Here is a 21,014-nt window from a genome sequence, read left to right on the forward strand (position 1 = left end):
ATTTTTATTATCATATACGGCCGGCTCCTTTTGAGGATAGGGAGGATTGGATGTTTGTTTTTGTCTTGGGATATTGGGCCGGTGAGGGTTTTCTCTTTGGGGGAGGGGAGGATGGCAATCTGTCATACTTTAATTTTTATTATTTCTATATTTCCCGGTTGAGAAGGACGNCCGTGTAATCAATATAAATAGGATTATTGAGAATTGCATTTCCCACAGTCAGTTTTAGATTTGTATCTAATTGTTTTTTGAGAATATCAATGAATATTTGCTCTTTTTCTTCAAATTCAGGAATAACGACAAACAGGACGCCTTCACAAAATGTAGTTAAAGATACTTCTTGCTGAAAAGGGAGTATCGATAAAATGGTATTATCATCAGAAGAGAGATAAAGGATATGTTTGTTTAATAGCAAACTTTTATAACAAATTTGGTGGGAGAAATATCCTTTTTTCATCTTCTTAATGGTGTTATCTCAAGTTATAGGGCTACTTATTTTTTATGGAATCTTTTTTCTCTACATTATGTAGGGAAGGTGGAATCTTTTCAGAGGTTTTGGGTATGATACCTTCTTTATATCGTATTCTCATTAGGGATATACTATCGATATACATTGTTGCCCGGCTGGGCTCAGAGGGTACGATGACACTACCGAATATCCTTGATGCTTTTGTTCCTTTGTCTGAGGTAATCATTAAACTGACGGGCCCGTCGTGACGGATATCGGTGGAAGTAAACCTGATAGAATCGTTTTGTTGTTTAAGGGCCAATATTACTTTGGGATAGTTGATATGTTGTTTAGGCAACATACCGAATTTTAATTTTAAAACGAATATGTCTTGTTCTCGTGTATTTTCGTCTGAATTGATTTCGAAAGTAAAAACTTGCCGACCGGCATGAGGTTCAAAAATAAAAAAGTTATCTCTCCTCCAGATATTTATGCTGTCACCCGGCCGAGACAGGGGCTGTGAATTATTGTCTGTTATAAGTCCGCTTACTTGTTTTTCTTGTGTCCTTAGCCGTTCAATGACTTTGCCGTATATATCGACGTATTTTTCGAGATTCCGCCCGTACCACATGAGTGAAGTATCAAATTGGGCTTTATTGGTGTTGTGTTTTCGAAATACAGATTCCCTTAATGCTTCTTTTTTTTCTGAAGTGTTGAATTTTTCATATTCGGTCTCTATCAGGGCTTCGGATTTGTGTATATCGACTAATAAGTCTTCCATCTGTTTCTCTTTTAGTATATAATCTGGTGTATGATCACAAGCTATAAATAGGGTATTTATTATCAGACATACTAATATGTGAAACGATGTTTTCATTGAATCTGTCTAATTTGCGATGGTAATTTTGTCGTAATTATCTGTATTTTTTATTTTTTCTCTTTTTCTTCGTCAGTTGATAAATAGCGGCGATAAAATAAGAGTACTAATATAACCCCTACCGATATGGCCGAATCTGCAATATTGAATACGGGGCGGAAAAATTCAAATAATTCTCCTCCGATTCCGGGAACCCAGTCGGGCCAATAGAAATGGAATAATGGAAAATATAACATATCTACGACTTTCCCATGAAATAGTGTTCCATATCCGCCTCCTTCCGGGAACAGTGTAGCAATAAAGGGTGCAGGTGGAGCATCAAATATAATGCCATAGAAAATGCTGTCTATAATATTTCCTGCCGCACCGGCCAATATCAATGATATACAAACGATGTATCCGGTTTTTGTTTCTTTTTTTTGGTGTACTAGTTTGAATAGATAATAAGAGATGAACAAGACTGCTATTATACGAAATAGGCTGAGAAATAACTTACTGATAATCTCGATACCGAAGGCCATTCCATTATTTTCTACAAATAAGATATAGAACCAATTGGTAATACGTATATCTTCCCCTAAATACATATGTGTCTTGACCCATATTTTACTTGTTTGGTCTACAAGTAATACTAAAAAAATAACTAAAATGGCAATTTTACCTTTTGTAAGTTTCATATGATAATGTATTCCTCTTGTGCATAATGGCTTTTGAGCTATGATGCCGGCATATTATAGCTCTTTATAACAACAATTCGATTCCTGTATCGTGAAATACTGGTATCGAATTGTTATTTTATTTTCTAAGAAGGCATTTTACTTCTGGCCTTTTTCTTTGGCATTGATACTCAATGTAGCATGCGGTACGGCCCGTAATCTTTCTTTGGGAATCAATTCACCTGTTTCGCGGCAGATGCCGTATGTTTTATTTTCGATTCGAACCATAGCAGCTTGCAGATGTTGTATGAACTTCATCTGACGCTGGGCTAACTGACCTGCTTCTTCTTTCGAAAGAGTTGAGGCGCCTTCTTCTAATACTTTAAATGTCGGTGACGTATCCGAAGTATCGTTTCCGTCAGTATTCATGATTGCACTTTTCAGCAAATCATAATCGCGGTAAGCTTTTTCGAGTTTTTCTTTGATGATTGCTCGAAACTCTTCTAATTCCGCATCCGAATATCGTGTTTTTGTGCTCATAGTGTTGAGTTTTTGAGAGGTTCTGTATAAAAATTCTAAAATATTTATTTCATATAACTATTATAACCTTTGTTTTGTTTATAGTGCGAATGTAAATAAATTAGTCTAATATACAAAAATTAATAGCTTCATTATCGAAGATTTTTAGGCTTTAACAATTGAAACTTTTAATTTGAAGTTTTCAAAATCCAATTCGTTGATATCTCTATCTAATTTTTCGGTTATCTCTATTGAATTTGCTAAAACCTGTTTTGCTATGTAAGTCTTGTATTCTTCCACAGCGGCATCAGTTTCTTCATTGGAAGATATTCTGATATTTATTTTATCTGTGATATCGAATCCGCTTGATTTACGTATATTTTGTATACGATTTACCAACTCACGAGCAATACCTTCTCTTTTTAGATCATCGGTGACTGTGACATCCAATGCTACAGTCAGTTTGCCTTCATTGGCCACTAACCAGCCGGGAATGTCTTCTGATATTATTTCGACATCGGAAGTTTCTATAACTGCATGTTGTCCGTTGATATCAAATAAGAAATTTCCTTCTGTTTCAAAACGAAGGATATCGTCTTGGCTCATCGCAGCTATCGCAGTTGCAAGTTGTTTCATTATTTTACCGTATTTCGGTCCCAGTTTTTTGAAATCGGGTTTGATACGTTTTACTAATATACCTGCCGCGTTATCGACAAATTTCAGATTTTTTACATTTACTTCATTTAATATCAATTCCTGTACAGCCTCGATATGTTCTTTTTGATACTCGTCAAGGATGGGTATCATAAGGGTTGTCAGGGGCTGACGTACTTTTATGTTGACTTTACGGCGTAAGGCCAGTACCATAGAAGTAATATCTTGAGCAATATGCATCCGCTCTTCAAGTTCCTTATCTATGATTTCTTCATGTAGAGTAGGAAAGTTACATAAATGTACTGATTTATCGGCACGTCCTGTCGCAGTTGTCAAATCGGTGAAAAGTCTGTCCGAGAAGAACGGGGCGATGGGTGCCATGAGCAGAGCAACAGTTTCGAGACACGTATATAAAGTCTGATATGCTGATAATTTGTCTTCATTCATTTCTCCACCCCAAAAACGTTTCCGGTTTAGGCGCACATACCAGTTGCTCAAATTGTCATTGACAAAATCTGAGATGGCTCGTCCAGCACGGGTGGGCTCGTAAGAATTGTAATGTTCGTCTACTTCTTTGACAAGAGTGTTTAATAGGGAAAGTATCCAACGGTCTATCTCCGGACGTTTCTCTACTGGAATATCTTTTTCTTTATAATTGAATCCGTCGACGTTAGCATATAAAGCAAAGAATGAATAGGTATTGTAAAGTGTCCCAAAAAATTTACGGCGGACTTCTTCTATACCGTCCAGGTCAAATTTTAGATTGTCCCATGGTGAGGCGTTTGTTATCATATACCATCGTAATGGGTCTGAACCGTATTTTTCGATGGTGGAGAAGGGATCTACAGCGTTTCCTAATCGTTTAGACATTTTGTTCCCATTTTTGTCGAGAACAAGTCCGTTGGAAACAACAGCTTTGTAAGCTACACTGTCAAATATCATTGTTCCCAATGCATGTAAGGTAAAGAACCAGCCGCGAGTTTGGTCTACGCCTTCAGCAATGAAATCGGCCGGGTATACTTCCCGTTTATCAAAAACTTCTTTATTTTCGAATGGGTAATGTATTTGTGCATATGGCATTGCTCCAGAATCGAACCAGACATCGATAAGGTCACTCTCGCGCTTCATTGGTTTGCCTGATTTTGAAATTAAAACAATATCATCGACATAGGGGCGATGCAAATCTATCTTGTTGTAATTCTCAGCTGTATATTCTCCTGGGATAAATCCTTTATATGGATTTTCTTTCATATAGCCGGCTTTGATGGCTTTTTCTATTTCGTTGTATAATTCCTCGACCGAGCCGATACAAATTTCTTCAGAACCGTCTTCTGTACGCCAGATAGGTAAAGGTGTACCCCAGTAACGGCTTCGAGATAGATTCCAATCTTGCAAATTTTCCAACCATTTGCCAAAACGGCCGCTTCCGGTAGATTGGGGTTTCCAGTTGATAGTATTGTTGAGCTCTATCATACGTTCTCGACAAGCGGTCGTACGGATAAACCAGCTATCTAATGGATAGTATAATACCGGTTTGTCTGTACGCCAGCAATGGGGATAACTGTGTATATGCTTTTCTATTTTGAAAGCTTTATTTGTTTGTTTTAGTAAGACACTTATATCTATATCGAGGCTGGGGTCATTTTCTTTGAGAGTACTGTCGTAAGCATTTTTTACATACCGTCCGGCATATTCTTTGTAAAGGTCTACATTTACGTATTTTTTTACAAATTCAGGGTCAAGGTCTTCTATTTTGTAGAATTTCCCCGTCATATCTACCATAGGCCGCTGGTTTCCTTCTTTGTCTATCATCATCATAGGAGGGATACCGGCTGCTTTGGCAACTCTATTATCATCGGCCCCGAAAGTGGGAGCAATGTGTACAATGCCTGTACCGTCTTCAGTGGAGACGTAGTCTCCCGGAATGACGCGAAACGCGCCTTCACCCGGATTTACCCAAGGTAATAACGGCTCATATTCCATACCTATCAAATCGTTTCCGGTATATTCGGCTACAATTTTATACGGTATTAGTTTATCGCCGGGTTTATAGTTGTCAAGGGGCAAATCGGCAGCTTTGACATTAAATAATGAAGATACGAGTTCTTTGGCAACAATAACGCTGATAGGAGCTCCGGTATACGGGTTGTAACTTTGTACTAAAACATAAGTTATATTTGGCCCTACACATAAAGCTGTATTCGACGGCAAGGTCCATGGGGTGGTGGTCCATGCCAAGAAGTAGGCTTCTCCAAAAGCTGTCATTTCAGGTTTTGGATTTTTCATGTGAAATTGTGCTACACAAGTAGTGTCTTTTACGTCTCTATAACATCCCGGCTGGTTCAGTTCATGGGTACTTAATCCTGTCCCTGCTGCCGGAGAATAGGGTTGGATAGTATATCCTTTATACAAAAGCCCTTTGTTATAGAGTTGCTTCAGCAGCCACCAAAGAGTTTCGATATAGCGGTTGTCATATGTAATATATGGGTCTTTCATGTCGACCCAGTATCCCATTTTATGTGTTAAATCTTCCCATTCATGGGTGTATTTCATGACATCTTTCCGGCAAGCGGCATTGTAATCGGCAACCGAAATGGATTTTCCTATATCTTCTTTAGTAATGCCCAAAGCTTTTTCTACTCCAAGTTCAACAGGAAGTCCATGGGTATCCCATCCGGCTTTTCGTTTTACATGAAAACCTTTCATCGTTTTGTAACGACAAAAAATATCTTTAATCGATCGAGCCATTACATGATGAATACCCGGCATTCCGTTAGCCGAGGGAGGCCCTTCGTAGAATACGAATGAGGGGCATCCTTCTCGTGTTTCCAAACTCTTGTGGAATACATCATTTTCGTCCCATTTTTTCAGCACTTCTTTGTTTACCTCTGATAAGTCGAAGTGAGAATATTCGTTAAATTTCTTGCTCATATCTGATTAAAAATATAGTTTCTTTTAAAAATTGCCACGAAGGTACGAAAAATGAATGAAATATAGAAAAACGATAATCATTAAATAATAAGACCGGTTTAAATTTGTGTGGGGGAAGTTTGGGGTGTTGAAATTATTTTTACCGTATATAAAATATTAAGGCATTCTCCAATCCTTACCGATTTGTTTAAAGAAGATATCTTTCTGATTTGCCTATTCATGGGGAATTAAAAAAAACGGATAAGGGATGGAAGATGGGTATTGAAATTTAAATCTTGTCGGTTTTGTTTTAAAATTGTTTTAGTTCTTGATATAACCTTTGGACAGGGAGTCCCATCACGTTGAAATAAGATCCTTGGAGTTTGCATACACCGATGTAACCAATCCACTCTTGTATACCGTAAGCTCCAGCTTTGTCTAAAGGATGGTAATGGTTTACATAATACTCGATTTCTTCGTCTGATAATTCGGAAAAGGAAACATCGGATGTTACTGCGAAAGAAACTTCTTTTTCTTGAGTGCAAATGGTTACTCCTGTAATTACCTGGTGTGTTTTTCCTGATAAATTTTTCAGCATGCGTTTGGCGTCGGATTCATCCGAAGGTTTTCCGTACACTTTTCCATCAAGCCAAACGATGGTATCGGCAGTAATAAGGAGTGTATTTTTTTTCATTTTAAAACGGTATGCTTTTGATTTTAATTTTGAAATAAAAAGCGGAATGTTTTCACCTTGGAGTGTATTAGGGTACGATTCATCTACATCGGGCAGAGAAGTGACTCGGTAATTAATGCCCAGACCGCTCAAAAGTTCACGCCTGCGAGGGGAATTGCTGGCTAACAGGATATCGTATTTTTCTAAGTGAGAAAGCATAGTATTTCATTTTTTTTGGTTACCATCCGAAAGCTTCATCGGCCATCCACTTGTTTTGGGCTTTCAGGACTTGTTCTATGACATCGCGCCCGCATCCGCAACCTCCGTTTTTATAGGATATATAAGTTGATATTGCTTTGATTTCAGGTGATGCATCTGCAGGGCATGCAGGTAGTCCGACTTGTCGCATTACTTCGTAATCAGGGATATCATCGCCCATGTACATAATCTCTTCTGGCTTTAGGCCGGTTTCTTGTATTAGATTTTTGTATTCGTTCATTTTTACGCTTGCACCCATATAGATATAAGGAATGCCTAAAGCTTCAAAGCGTTTTCTGACGGCATCGGTTCTTCCTCCTGTAATAATGGCTACGATATAGCCTAACCTTACGGCAAGTTGTAAAGCGTAACCATCTTTAATGTTCACCATTCGCATAGGTTCCCCGTTCGGGTGTAACGGGACCATATCGGCTGATAATACTCCGTCAACGTCAAAGACAAAAGCTTTTATTCGGGTCAAATCATAGTTTATTCTGCTCATGGTCTGTTTGGCTGAATTTATGTATATTTTTACTGATTAGATGATATATTTCTTTTTCTATGCTGTCAGATAACAATTCTTGTTGGGCTTGCATCACATTTTCATCGTATCGTACAGCGGGGCCTGTCTGAGCCTTTATGGGATTCATTTCGTGTATTTTTGTTGCTGTTTCGTCAATAAGAGGTAATAAAACGTCAAAAGAGAGCCCTTGTTGCTTTAATATATTGTTGGCAATGGCGTACATGTGGTTGGTAAAATTGCATGCAAAAACGGCCGATAAATGTAAGTATTTTCTTTGTTCGGATGTTGTTATTGTCACTTTTGTTGCTAAGCTATGGGCAATATCGGATAGCAATTTTAAGTCTTCAGGTGCAGATGCTTCAATAAAAAAGGGGGTAGTTGATATATCTATACTGCGGGTTTTACTGAAGGTTTGTAGCGGATATAGTACTCCATATCGTCGGATATATCCCTCGAATATGTTCATTGGCACGCTGCCTGCAGTATGTACCCATAATGCGGTATTGGGTTTTAGACGGGCAACGGTTTCTTTTAGGGCTGTATCTTTCAAAGAAAATATGTACAGGTCGGCGTTGTCTTTTACAGATGTGATATCTGTGGTATATGGAACCCCGAGTACTTGGCCTAATTGGGATGCTGATTCATTACTACGGCTAAAAACTTGTATAATCTCATATTGTTTGTTTTGCATGGCGACAGACAGATGTGTCGCTAAATTTCCGGCTCCTATAAAAATGACTTTTACCATTGTTTTTTTTGATTTACCATTTGTCTATATGAACTTTTTCCCACATCGTCTTCTCTTCATCAAAGGGTTTACGTTCTTCGTTTTTGTGGCCAAATGTAATGACTGATAGTACTTGTATCTGATAGGGGATACCTAACATTTCTCGGATGTAATCTTCTGCAGATTGTCCATTTTCAGTCAGCCTATTTCTTATTTGTATCCAACAGCTCCCTAATCCTAAATCTTCTGCTTGTAGTTGCATGAGTATTGAGGCTATTGATGCGTCTTCGATCCAAACATCACTTTTTAGAGGGTCTGCGAGTACGACAACGGCCATTGCTGCTCCTGCGATAGGTTTGGCTCCGAATTCTTTGCAATAGGATAGTTTTTCCAATTTTTCCTTTTCTTCTATTACGATAAATTCCCATCCGGTCGACCGTTTGGAGGATGGAGCCATTAAAGCTGCTTCGAGTATAAGCCTTACATCTTCCGGAGATAATGCTTCATCGGTATATTTTCGTATACTTCTACGGGATTTTAGCAATTCATGGAATGTTTTCATACGATAAATATCTTATAAGTGTTATGTTAGCAAATGTACTGATTTTTTCGGATAACTATAAAATGTGGTTTTAATTTTGGTGGGAGATAAAATATTTGATTTCTTATTTAGAGGGTGGAAACGCTTGTTCTATTTTCCTTTGGAATATTATAATTATTTTGAGAGTTGGATATTTTTCTGTTTTTTGGGACAGATTTGACTAATATTGAGTGTTTGTTACAATTTTTTTATACTTTTACTGTCTGTTGGAAGTATAAAATTAAATAATGAATATAGATGAGAAAGTTGGTATTGTTATCTGTTGTTTTTGTATTGTGCTTGGGGTGTAATAGGAAGCAAACAGTGAAGTTTTTACAATTGAATGTTTGGCAAGAAGGAACGATGGTCAAAGGTGGCTATGATGCTTTAGTTGATGAGCTGGCCCGGACAGATGCGGATTTTGTGATGTTGAGTGAAGTGCGTAATTATGATGGAACCCGTTTTTGTGACCGGATAACTGCGTCGTTAAAAGAAAAAGGGAAAACTTATTATTCATTTTACAGTTATGATTCGGGTCTTTTGAGTAAATATCCTATAATAGACAGTGCTACTGTTTTTCCGGAAAATGAAGACCATGGCAGTATTTATAAGTTAGTTGCCGATATGGACGGGCGGGAGGTTGCTGTGTATACTGCACATTTGGATTATCGCAATTGCGCTTATTATGATGTACGGGGATATGATGGAGATAATTGGGCAAAAATGGAGGCTCCTTTGACGGATATAGATAGTATATTGAGAAAGAATGTGGCATCTCAGCGGGATGATGCTATCCGCCAGTTTTTAGATGATGCTGCAAAAGAAAGAGAAAAAGGTCGTTTGATATTTATTGGAGGAGATTTTAATGAACCTTCTCATCAAGATTGGACGGAGGCAACGAAAGATAGTGCCGATCATCATGGATTGGTAATACCTTGGACCGTGACTACATTGTTGGCAGAAAATGGATATCAGGATGCGTATCGTACTTTGTATCCAGATCCTGTGAAATATCCTGGGTATACTTATCCGGCAGATTGTAAAGATATTGATATCAATAAGCTGTTATGGGCTCCGGAGGCTGATGAACGTGAGCGGGTGGATTATATTTTTTATTATCCGGCAGAGGGGTTGGCGTTATCTGATGTCGCTTTGTACGGGCCGAATGGTTGCATTCGTAAAGGGCAGCGGGTTCCGGAAAATTCTCTTGATAATTTTATCGCTCCTATTGGTGTCTGGCCTACTGACCATAAAGGGGTGATTGCGGAATTTCAGATACAATGATATAATCAAGTTGTGAGATTCAGAATTTGTTTATCGAGAATTACCTCCGAGAGTTGTATTTTGACTTATTGGAGGTAATTTTTGTTGGCATTATGTTGCAGTGATAAGGTGAGGGGCCGGTCTGATGTTTTGATTATGTAGCGATGATGATTTGAAGTTTGGATAAAATAACAAAATTGTATGGTTTCTTCTGAAAAATATACGGAAATCTGAATTTTTGCGTTAATATAAAATGTATTGTATATTGGAATTGAATGAACTCTAAATTGTATATACTAATTTTGTTCCTGCTTTGTGGCTCTGTCCTTCATGCCCAGAAAAAGGTAAAACTTTCGGGGAGAGTGATTGATGCAAATAATGAGGGAATAGAATTGGCGAGCATTAGGATTGAGGGAACGACTCAAGGCACAATGACCGATTTGAAGGGTAATTATGAGATATATGTGGCACCGGCTGATACGGTTGTCGTTATATATTCGTGCTTGGGATATCGAACTGAACGAAAAACGCTTCTTTCTCCGAAGCAGGACATGATGATGAATGTGCGTCTTTATACGATAGATCGTACAATAAAAGAAGTTGTAGTGACAGAGCATCGTAAGCAGACGAGTACTTTACAGCGTATCGATTCTAAAGATTTGAAACTGATGCCTGATGCAACGGGAGGGAGTATCGAAGCAATGTTGACAACAATGGCAGGGGTGAATTCGAGTAATGAATTGAGTTCGCAGTATTCGGTTAGAGGAGGGAATTTTGATGAAAATATTGTGTATGTAAATGGTATAGAGGTTTATCGGCCATTGACTGTTCGTTCGGGCCAACAAGAGGGGTTGAGTTTTATTAATCCGGATTTAGTGGGTAGTATAGGTTTTTCTTCGGGAGGATATTCTGCCGAATATGGAGACAAGATGTCTTCGGTGCTGGATATTACATACAAACAGCCGGAAGCGTTTGAGGGTGCTGTTGCCGCCAGCTTTTTAGGTGCAAGTGCTTCTGTGGGACAGAGTACATCTAAATTTTCGCAATTGCATGGGTTCCGATTTAAAACCAATTCAACGTTATTGAGTTCTTTGGATACTAAAGGGGAGTATAAACCTTCTTTTTTCGATTATCAGACCTTGATTGCCTACAAGTTTTCTCCTCAATGGAAATTGTCTTTTTTGGGAAATGTCTCGAACAATACTTATAAGTTTACCCCACAGGAACGTACAACAAAATTCGGAACATCGTCTAATGCCGCTCAATTTAAAGTTTATTTTGACGGTCAGGAAAAAGATAAGTTCCAGTCTTTTTTTGGAGCTTTATCTTTGGATTATTTTAAAAATAAAAATACTGCTTTTTCATTATTGGCGTCTGCTTTTGTTACGAATGAAATCGTTCGTTATGATATATCAGGGCAATATTGGCTGGACGAGCTTGATATGTCGGGAGAGGTTACGGAAACAGAGGCTGCTGGGACTTTAGGGGTGGGTACTTATCATGAACATGCTCGTAATAGATTGAATGCCGGAGTGATGTCTATAGCATTAAAAGGGGTAACTCGTATTCGACAAAATGATATAAAATGGGGACTCAATTATCAGATGGAAAAAATTACTGATAGGGTGAGAGAATGGGAGATGAGGGATTCTGCCGGGTATTCATTGCCTAATTTGGAGCATAGTTTGGAGTTGATTTCAAATTTGAATTCGAAACAGGATATGCAAACAAATCGTATATCTGCATACGTCCAGGATACATACCGTTTGCGTAAAGATGTAGGGTTGTTTACTTTTACAGGAGGAATACGGGCTTCATTTTGGGATTTTAATAAAGAGTGTATTGTTAGTCCCCGGGCCTCGGTAGGGTTTATTCCGGCACGGGAGGAGCGACTGACACTGCGTTTTGCAACAGGGATTTATTATCAGGCTCCTTTTTATAAGGAATTTCGTGATACTGTTCGTGATGAACGGAACAATCTTATAGTTGCTCTTAATAGAAATATAAAATCGCAACGTTCTATCCATTTTGTGCTGGGACAGGATTTTTCATTCAGGGCGGTCGACCGACCTTTTAAATTTACGGCTGAACTTTATTATAAAAAGTTAGACAATCTTATACCTTATGAGGTAGATAATGTGAAGATATGGTATTCTGGGAGAAATGAATCGAAGGGATATGCTGCGGGACTGGATATGAAATTGTTTGGTCAATTTGTTCCCGGAACAGATTCTTGGCTTAGTTTTTCATTGATGAAGACTCAGGAGAAAATAAATGGGAAATGGGTACCTCGACCTACTGAACAGCGGTATAGCATAGCGTTGTTTTTCCAGGATTATGTACCTCGTTTTCCGAAATATAAATTTAATTTGAGGGCTATATGGTCTGATGGATTACCTATTGGAGCACCTAAGTTGGGACGACAAGCGGGATATTTTAGAACAACACCTTATCGTCGTGTGGATATAGGTGCCTCACGTTTGTTGGTAGGAGGTGAAGACCGTATTATGAGACGTGGATTTTTCCGTCATTTTAAGAGTATTTGGATTGGATTAGACATATTTAATTTGTTGAATATCAGTAATGTGAATTCTTATTATTGGGTGACTGATGTGTATAGTAATCAATATGCCGTGCCTAACTATTTGACAATGAGACAATTTAATCTTAGGCTTTCTGCAGAATTTTAATGTAGATGTTTCGATAACTTGTTTTCCAGATTTCTTGGATGAGAAATTAGGGACGGGGCTCGTTCTTATCGAGGCTTGCCCAAGCTCCTTCTTTTCGTATTACATAACAATTTATATGATGTTTTGAACATTCCCGTTCGAGCCAATAACTTTTGAAATAAGTAATATTGGATGGTATTATCAGGTGTTTTATCTTGAATAGAGGCAAGAGGTCAGACAAGCGGCCTTTAAAATCATTGGTTGCGATGACATAATCGATAGGGAGTTGGTAAGCCGAATTTTTTGTTTTCCAGTTCGTTGAGTCGAGTAATAGAATTCGTTTTTGTCGGAAAAGGATAAATGGCCTGCTAATGAATAAATTGCCATTATTCATAGAATCTTTGGCGATTATAAATTTGTTTATCCCGTTTTTTATCCAAAAATTGGATGCTATTTTTTCTATTTTGGGATAGTCTACTATCGAGTCAGTACTGTATAAAAAATTATTTTTATCATCGATAAAGTTGATGACGGTATTCTGGTTGTCATTATAAATGACCCATCCGTTTTCTATTTGCTTGGGTAGGGGGACGGCTTTATTGTATATTAGGAATAGAAGTATAAAGGATAGGCAGAAAATAATCCAGTTACTTTTTTTTTGTTTGAAAGCTATATAAAGTGAAGATAATATTCCGAAATATAGCACTATGTGTCTCGGTTCTAACCATATTTTTAGTGAATTGCAGGGTATTTTGTCGGTGTAGTAGGCCACTAAAGACAAAAAATGCAGTAAATGTTCTGTGGCATAATGTATCCAAGTAATGGAAATATCGATTGCTGTCAATATAACAGAGATTATGCTTATGCCGAGTATGATTGGCAATAAAGGAATAATCAGTAAGTTGGTGAATAAGAAAAGTAAGGGTACCGTATGAAAATAGTAAGCTGCAACAGGTAATGTCCCGATTTGGGTTGCCAGAGAAATAGCAATGATTCCGGCAATTTTATTCCATAATTTGTTATTGGTCATGATGCCATGGAATATGACAGGGTAGAAAAGTACGATGGACAATACTGATATGTAACTGAGCTGAAATCCTATGTCGAAAAGATAATAAGGTTGGTATAATAGCATAAAGAAAGCTGCAGCGCATAAAGAGTTCAGCGTATTGCCTTTCCTGTTGAGAACATATCCTACGATAATGAATGAGGCCATTATACAAGCTCTTATTACAGAAGGAGAGAGTCCGGTAATGAAGGCATATATCCATAGTCCGACTATTGTGAAGATATGTCTCATTTGCGGCATACGTAACCATATTAACGGATAGAATGCAATATATAATATGCCCAATATAATGCCGGTATGTAGTCCGCTTACAGCCAGAATGTGAGAAAGTCCGGAAGAAGAGAATAACTTGCGTTGCTCTGTCGATATTTCATCGGTATATCCTAATAATAGGGCATTTAAAAGAGCTTGTTCTTCTTTACCCAGATTTATTTCAGAAATGATATTAACTACTTTTGTCCGATAGTATAGGGCTTTTTCTTTCCATGTCATTCGGGGAGAGAATCCAAGTCGTCTCCAGTCTTTTTCTGGCAGATATTGGCTATATAATATTCCTTTCCTTTGGGTATAAGAAGCGTAATCGAATGCTTCTGGATTGGGGATGTTTTGTATAGGTTGGAGCTTTTGTTTAAAGATGATGTAATTACCGGGTACCAGGGCGCAGGAATGATCATCCGGGTAAAAATAGAGAATGGCTTTTTTACTGAATTGATGATATGCTTCGTTTTGGTCGATTAGATGTTCTATTGTAACAGTGCATGAAACTGACTTGATTTTTTTCCCGTTATTTTCATCTATACGGGCAATTGCTTTTATGTATGTAGCGGGTATAGGTGTTTCTTGCATTTGCTTCAATGCAACGGAAAGCATGCCTAAGGTACAAAATAGAAAGCAAATTGATATGCCATATGTATACCGAAATCTGAATTTTTCTGCCGGATTGCGAGGGATAAGGTAGAACAAAAAACTGCAAATCGTTGTTATAAAAAATATGTAGATAAGGTTAACGGCAGGGCAAAAATGTTGAATGCAAATACCTGTAATAAGTGGGCATAATAACCGTATGAAAGGGGCGTTTTGCATGGAAAATTAGGAATAAGAGAGACAGAACTTTGAGATAAAATAAGTAAATTGTGTGTGTTTTTCGGTTTATTGGAATTAGATGAGATTAACAAAGAATGTGAGTTGTTGTGTCTTTATCTTTGTTCTGTCTCTCGTTATGCTTTTAGTCTAAATGTTTCAACTGATGTATCATTTGAGTAGGATTTTCTGCCTTAAATACAGAATTTCCAGCTACGAGAACATCAGCCCCGGCTTCAACAATTTGTTTTCCGGTTGTTAGATTTATTCCCCCGTCTACTTCGATGAGGGCTTTAGCGTTTTTGCTGTTGATTAGTTCTTTTAATTTTTTTACTTTTTCTATAGAATGTTCTATAAATTTCTGTCCGCCATAGCCCGGATTTACTGACATGATAAGAACCATATCTACATCATTGATAATGTCTTCGAGTAGGGATATCGGAGATGAAGGATTCAGAGTCACTCCGGCTTTCATTCCTGCTTCTTTTATTTGTTGTATCGTACGGTGTAAATGTATGCATGCTTCGTAATGGACATTCATCATGAAAGCTCCTGAATCTCTGACTTCTTTGATGAATTTGGCCGGATCGGTAATCATCAGGTGTACATCCAGAGGCTTTTGAGAAAGATTTTTTACATATTCAAGAACCGGAAAGCCAAAGGATATGTTGGGAACGAAAACTCCGTCCATTATGTCAATGTGTAGCCAATCGGCTTCACTTTTATTTACCATATCGATGTCGGCTTTAAGATTGCCGAAATCGGCGGATAGTAAAGAAGGGGCTATTTTATGATTCATAATATATAATCACGACATTTTTGCTTATACAAATATATAAGGAATGTATTTAATAATGAAGTAAATCGGGGAAAAATAAATGTATCTCCAATCGGTTATTGAACAAATGCTTAATAACCGATTAGAAATTTATAGTTTATCAGAATTAATTGATAATATAACTATTCAATTTTTCTGGCAGGCTACTCTCAAATGTATATGTTCGTGCAAATTGTTTAAGCTTTGTGAGAGTAAGATTGTTCGGGGCCAAATTGGTGTTCAAAGCTTTTTTTGATATAATTCCGGGAGTAATTTTTTTATTCATAGGCAAATTTTTAATTTTTTGTTATTGTTTACCTAAAAAACGCTCCCTGTATAATATTATTGTATATGGGCTATCTTTTTTTACAATGTTAACACAATATTGTTTTCTTCTGCCAAACGACGCATATTCAATATGGCATAACGCATTCTGCCGAGTGCAGTATTTATACTTACATTCGTTGCATCAGCAATCTCTTTGAAGCTCATATTTTTGTAATAGCGCATGATAAGAACCTCTTTTTGATTGTCAGGAAGTACGCTTATCAATTTTCGAATATCAGCGTCGATTTGTTTTTTTATGATGCTGTCTTCAATAGTGCCTTCACTCAATTCTTTATTGTTGAATATATCTGCACTAAGTTCATCATTTGAGATTTGGTTTTCACTTTTTTCTTGACGATAATAGTCGATAATCAAATTATGAGCAATACGGGTTATCCATGCCGGAAATTTTCCATTTTCGGTATATTTTCCCTGGCGTATGGTCATAATAGCTTTCACAAAAGTTTCCTGAAAGATATCTTCTGTCAAGTCACGGTTATGCACTATATAATAAATGTAAGAATATATTCTGTCTTTATGACGGTTTAGCAGAATATCGAAAGCTTCATTATTACCTTTTGCATATAAGCCAACCAGTGTTTCATCTGATTGCGATAACAAATTATTATCCATTACCTCTTGTTTTTGATTTAAGCGTAATGTTATATCCTATAGGCTTCTGAATTTTTATTGATTAATAAATAGAATAATTGTTCGTTGCAAATGAAATATATTTTTCTTAAATGAAAAAGGTTTGGGGCCTTTTTTTCTTATAAATTCTAATATTTAACCTTATTAACTAAATATTGTTAAGGCGGATATATTCATTTAACAAGTTACTTTTTTTCATTTCAAAATATGTAATTTAGTAGCGAAAATAATAATTAAATAATAGTGTAAAATATACATTTATTTTTAATACATTTGCAGTATTATAAAAATAACACAAACAATAATTACTTAAATTTTAAGAGATGAAACCGACACTTTTTGTTTTGGCAGCCGGTATGGGCAGTCGTTATGGAGGTTTGAAGCAATTGGATGGCTTGGGCCCCAATGGGGAAACTATCATGGACTATTCTATCTTCGATGCAATTCGCGGAGGGTTTGGCAAGGTTGTTTTCGTAATCCGCAAGGATTTTGAGGATGATTTTAGGAGAATTATTTTAAGCAAGTATGAAAATCATATTCCTGTAGAGCTCGTATTCCAGTCATTAAATGATTTGCCGGAAGGTTTTGAATGCCCGGAAGGCAGGGTGAAGCCTTGGGGTACAAATCATGCTGTATTGATGGGTAAAGATGTTATAAAAGAGCCGTTTGCAGTTATCAATGCCGATGATTTTTATGGTCGTGATAGTTTTGCCGTTTTAGGTAAGGCATTGAGTGAGATGGAGGGTAAGAAAAATGATTACTGTATGGTCGGTTATCGTGTAGGAAATACTCTTTCAGAAAGTGGTTCGGTAGCTCGCGGGGTATGCGAAACAAATGCGGAGGGTTATTTGACAACGGTTGTAGAACGTACGGCAATAGAACGGATTGACGGTAAAGTGTCATTTAAGGATGAAAATGATCGACTGGTGACTATTCCGGATAATACGCCTGTGTCAATGAATATGTGGGGTTTTACTCCTGATTATTTTGCATATTCCGAAGAATACTTTAAAGAATTCTTAAAGGCAAACATGGAAAATTTGAAGGCGGAATACTTTATTCCTTTGATGGTGAATAAATTAATACACGAAGGAGTGGCCAAAGTCAAGGTTCTTGATACTACATCGAAATGGTTTGGTGTTACTTATGCTGCCGATCGTCAAGGTGTGGTAGATAAAATTCAGGCATTGGTAGATGCTGGAGAATATCCTGCTAAATTATTTTGATTTTAGTCGGAAATAGAATAAATGCTATATATAATAAAAGAGGAGAGAAAATCCTATTAGGATTTTCTCTCCTCTTTTATTATTCTTAATTTAATAAATGGCAGTAATTGGAAATTATATATAGATTATAAATAGACAAATTTTTTCGTTTATCCAATCAACCCTAAAACAATATAGTGTGAGATTATCAGCGAGATAAAAAAGTGAGAACAGTTTGATATTCCCAATATTTATTTATGTATAAAAGGGAAAGATATAATTTCTAATAAAGAGATGTTACAAATTTTTTACAAAGATATATTTTTACATGAATTATACAATTATAAAAAATATATTTATAAATAGACCTACGTTTATATGTTATATAATATTCAGATTATTAACTATTTAGAATAGTAATAGTTAATTGAAAAAATTATATTATTTATATATAATATAATCTCCCTGTTCTCTTCAGAATCGATTTGGTATATAAATATTAGATAAAATAATCCAAAGAGAGGGTGTTGTATCTGATATATATATGATAATCAGATAAATGATAGTTTGTAACATCTCTTTATTAGAGACATTACATCCAACAAATGTAATAAAGTTAGATTATACCAACATTTATTAATATTTGAAAAACGGAAAGTAAAGATTGATGCAATCTTGAATTATTCTTATTTCCTATAATGAGTTGCATAAATATAAATAGATACGGGAGAAAGAAGATATTACTATTGGTGGTTAGTATATTTATGTTAGGGACTTTGTATGCAGAAAACCCTTTGGATTCTATCGTATCTTTTAGGGAAGCAGATTATCCAGATTATGTTATTTCTTTACCTGAAAAGAAGATTGATTCTGTTTTTTATTATGCTAACACTTCTATTGTTCCTGTAATATTTAAAGTTAATAAATATCGCTTATTTAATAATAAGCAACTTGATAGTATTGCGAATGTCTTGTGTCAAATATTACAGGATACAACGATGCGTTTGGCTTATGTTTGGATTGGAGGGAGTGCTTCGCCAGAAGGTCCTTCGAAATGGAATTATCAATTAGGAGATTATCGTTCACGGGCTCTTGCTGATTTTTTACGTCAAAAGACAGGGATTCAAGAAGATAAGTTGAAAGTAAAGAATCTTTGGGAAGATTGGTATTCTTTTGAATCGGCATTGAAAAATGGAGCAGAAATTCCTAATAAACAAGAAGTTTTAGATATTTTGGAAAAAGAAAGTGATAATGAACAACGTAAAAAACAGATAAAGGGTCTGGATGATGGTCATACATGGCAGTGTATTGTTCGAGATATATTTCCTCCTTTTCGGAATGCACGTATGGCTATTGTATGTCACGAAAGGCCGGAACTATTACCTTCCTTGCCGGTGGGGTTTGAACTTCAAGAATTTTGTTTGCCGGGATTGGCTCCATTGGTTTTACCTCTGTATTCGCGGCCAGAACCTAAGGAATGGATAATTGCAGTTAAAACAAATTTGTTTTTTATAGCGGCATTGACATCTAATATTGGAATGGAGGTTAGCCCTTGGTCTCATTGGTCATTGGATATTCCTGTTTGGTATTCACCCTATAATATTAGTTCAACTCGGAAACTGAGATTGCTGGCTGCTCAACCGGAGATACGTTGGTGGCCCAAACATGCGATGACGGGGCATTTCATAGGATTGCATACTCATATTGCAGGATTCAATGTTGCGATTAATAATCATGCTCGTTATCAGGATCCCAATCACGCATTATGGGGACTGGGGGTCAGCTATGGTTATACAATCCATTTGGGTACAACGGGAAAATGGGCATTGGATTTTAATATAGGAGCCGGATTTACAGAATATAGTTATGATGCTTACCGCAACTGGAAAAATGGGCCGAAATTTCATTCTGGGTCAGAGTGGTATTGGGGGATAACGAGAATGGGGATTTCTATATCTTATAAATGGTATAAACAGCGAAAAAGCAGAAGATGATATGAATATAAGAGGCCTGGTAATTATTGTGTCGTTGGTACTTGTGATGCTGGTGGGAGCGTGTGATGCTACCATTCATGAGTATCCCATGCTTGAGAGGTCTCTTGTTATCGTAAGACCTCATGTCGATAGGCAACCACCTCTTTATTATAAAGAAGTAGTTTATGATGAGAAATGGAATTGTACAGTTCGTGACTTAGAAGAAACGGCCGCACAACCTTATGTTCCCGAAGAAGATTATGAGTTACGCATTATTTTGGATATTTATAGGGGAAAACCCGATAAAAGGAACGGGTATATTCAAAGTAGAGAGGAACGACGTATTGTCTTGACAGATAAGGATGCGCTTCCTCCGCAGGATACGGTACATTTTTATTTGTCTGACGGGGATTATTATGTATTGGGATGGGCAGATTATGTATATAAAGGCAATCCGGTGGATTGGCATTATTATACCGATGTACTGACTAATATCCGGACTGATATAAGTACTTTTCCTTCTAATACGCATCATTGCAGCTCGGCGGCAGGACAAGAGAAATTTGCCATTGATTTTGGATATTCACAAAATGGTTATCCTGTATTGAATAACAATGTTATATCATCACGGATTGTTCCGGTGATGATGCAGCGTCCTATGGGGCGTTACAGGGTGGTGGCAACTGATTTTGAAGATTTTATACAGACAAGGGGATCTTTGGAGGGATTGACGGTGAAAGTCGTTTACAAGCAATATGTCAGTATCGGGTATAATGTAATGACGCAAGAACCGAACTTATTTATTACGACTTATAGTTTCAATATCGTTCCGGCACAAATAACATATGAGGGAAAAGAGCAAGCTTCGTTGTTTGGTGACTATTTGTTCACAAGTTATGGAAATGAAACGAATATACAAGCTGATTTCTATTTTTTTGATGCGTCTGGAAATGAAATCAGTCATTGTCAGAATATAAAGATTCCTTTAAAACGTAATCATGAGACGGTTGTAAAAGGATTCTTTCTTACTCGAGAGGTAGGAAAAGGTAATAATGTGGCTATTGACGATAATTTTGAAGGAGAATATGTCGTAGGGATTGATTAGGGGGTATTTCAATTTTGAAATGGATTCTGA

The 21,014-nt window shown here is 36.9% G+C and carries 16 protein-coding genes; 5 read left to right on the top strand and 11 right to left on the bottom strand.

Annotated features, from left to right (window positions below; genetic code table 11):
* Positions 1 to 488 precede the first annotated feature (488 nt).
* The 8 genes from BN2628_RS01330 to BN2628_RS01365 all read right to left on the bottom strand — a co-directional run bounded on the left by BN2628_RS01330 (position 489) and on the right by BN2628_RS01365 (position 8,807).
* Entirely contained in the window at positions 489 to 1,325 is an 837-nt protein-coding gene (locus BN2628_RS01330; RefSeq protein WP_021929466.1) for a DUF4296 domain-containing protein, read from the bottom strand.
* A gap of 50 nt (positions 1,326 to 1,375) precedes the next feature.
* On the bottom strand, positions 1,376 to 2,002 hold the full coding sequence (locus BN2628_RS01335) for a lipoprotein signal peptidase (protein WP_021929465.1): 627 nt from the start codon (positions 2,000 to 2,002) through the stop codon (positions 1,376 to 1,378).
* 138 nt (positions 2,003 to 2,140) lie between these two features.
* Entirely contained in the window at positions 2,141 to 2,521 is a 381-nt protein-coding gene (locus tag BN2628_RS01340) for a TraR/DksA family transcriptional regulator (RefSeq protein ID WP_021929464.1), read from the bottom strand.
* A gap of 144 nt (positions 2,522 to 2,665) precedes the next feature.
* Positions 2,666 to 6,085 carry an isoleucine--tRNA ligase gene (ileS, locus tag BN2628_RS01345; protein WP_021929463.1) on the bottom strand — a complete coding sequence of 1,140 codons (3,420 nt, stop codon included), beginning with the start codon at positions 6,083 to 6,085 and terminating at the stop codon, positions 2,666 to 2,668.
* 289 nt (positions 6,086 to 6,374) lie between these two features.
* Positions 6,375 to 6,956 carry a Maf-like protein gene (locus BN2628_RS01350; RefSeq protein ID WP_021929462.1) on the bottom strand — a complete coding sequence of 194 codons (582 nt, stop codon included), beginning with the start codon at positions 6,954 to 6,956 and terminating at the stop codon, positions 6,375 to 6,377.
* 19 nt (positions 6,957 to 6,975) lie between these two features.
* On the bottom strand, positions 6,976 to 7,497 hold the full coding sequence (locus BN2628_RS01355; RefSeq protein WP_021929461.1) for a KdsC family phosphatase: 522 nt from the start codon (positions 7,495 to 7,497) through the stop codon (positions 6,976 to 6,978).
* The gene (locus BN2628_RS01360; protein ID WP_021929460.1) at positions 7,478 to 8,266 is read right to left on the bottom strand and encodes a Rossmann-like and DUF2520 domain-containing protein; all 789 of its coding nucleotides are present in this window, start codon (positions 8,264 to 8,266) and stop codon (positions 7,478 to 7,480) included. The genes BN2628_RS01355 and BN2628_RS01360 overlap by 20 nt, the downstream gene beginning before the upstream one ends.
* 13 nt (positions 8,267 to 8,279) lie before the next feature.
* Positions 8,280 to 8,807 (bottom strand): nitroreductase family protein, encoded by a 528-nt coding sequence (locus tag BN2628_RS01365; protein WP_021929459.1) that lies wholly within the window; start codon positions 8,805 to 8,807, stop codon positions 8,280 to 8,282.
* Positions 8,808 to 9,083: 276 nt separating this feature from the next.
* Here BN2628_RS01365 and BN2628_RS01370 point away from each other — a divergent pair, with 276 nt between their 5' ends.
* Positions 9,084 to 10,109: an endonuclease/exonuclease/phosphatase family protein gene (locus BN2628_RS01370; protein WP_021929458.1), complete on the top strand. Its 1,026-nt coding sequence runs from the start codon at positions 9,084 to 9,086 to the stop codon at positions 10,107 to 10,109.
* 254 nt (positions 10,110 to 10,363) lie between these two features.
* Positions 10,364 to 12,778 (top strand): TonB-dependent receptor, encoded by a 2,415-nt coding sequence (locus tag BN2628_RS01375; protein ID WP_021929457.1) that lies wholly within the window; start codon positions 10,364 to 10,366, stop codon positions 12,776 to 12,778.
* 46 nt (positions 12,779 to 12,824) lie between these two features.
* Here BN2628_RS01375 and BN2628_RS01380 read toward each other — a convergent pair whose 3' ends face one another.
* The 3 genes from BN2628_RS01380 to BN2628_RS01390 form a co-directional block, all read right to left on the bottom strand.
* Complete coding sequence (locus BN2628_RS01380) at positions 12,825 to 14,909, bottom strand: ComEC/Rec2 family competence protein (RefSeq protein ID WP_074023894.1); 2,085 nt, start codon at positions 14,907 to 14,909, stop codon at positions 12,825 to 12,827.
* Positions 14,910 to 15,051: 142 nt separating this feature from the next.
* Positions 15,052 to 15,705 carry a ribulose-phosphate 3-epimerase gene (gene rpe / locus BN2628_RS01385; protein ID WP_055095708.1) on the bottom strand — a complete coding sequence of 218 codons (654 nt, stop codon included), beginning with the start codon at positions 15,703 to 15,705 and terminating at the stop codon, positions 15,052 to 15,054.
* A gap of 384 nt (positions 15,706 to 16,089) precedes the next feature.
* Positions 16,090 to 16,683, bottom strand: a complete 594-nt coding sequence (locus BN2628_RS01390) for an RNA polymerase sigma factor (RefSeq protein WP_021929453.1) — start codon at positions 16,681 to 16,683, stop codon at positions 16,090 to 16,092.
* Positions 16,684 to 17,024: 341 nt separating this feature from the next.
* On the opposite strand from BN2628_RS01390, the gene BN2628_RS01395 reads away from it, so the two are divergent.
* The 3 genes from BN2628_RS01395 (at position 17,025) to BN2628_RS01405 (ending at position 20,984) form a co-directional block, all read left to right on the top strand.
* Positions 17,025 to 17,927, top strand: a complete 903-nt coding sequence (locus BN2628_RS01395; RefSeq protein ID WP_021929452.1) for a glycosyltransferase family protein — start codon at positions 17,025 to 17,027, stop codon at positions 17,925 to 17,927.
* A gap of 728 nt (positions 17,928 to 18,655) precedes the next feature.
* Positions 18,656 to 19,900, top strand: coding sequence for a DUF3575 domain-containing protein (locus tag BN2628_RS01400; RefSeq protein WP_257606336.1), 1,245 nt, complete (start codon positions 18,656 to 18,658; stop codon positions 19,898 to 19,900).
* Position 19,901: 1 nt separating this feature from the next.
* Positions 19,902 to 20,984 (top strand): DUF6562 domain-containing protein, encoded by a 1,083-nt coding sequence (locus BN2628_RS01405; RefSeq protein WP_055095709.1) that lies wholly within the window; start codon positions 19,902 to 19,904, stop codon positions 20,982 to 20,984.
* Positions 20,985 to 21,014: the final 30 nt, after the last annotated feature.

Source organism: Gabonia massiliensis (assembly GCF_001403595.1).
GTDB classification, from domain to species: Bacteria; Bacteroidota; Bacteroidia; order Bacteroidales; family Coprobacteraceae; genus Coprobacter; species Coprobacter secundus.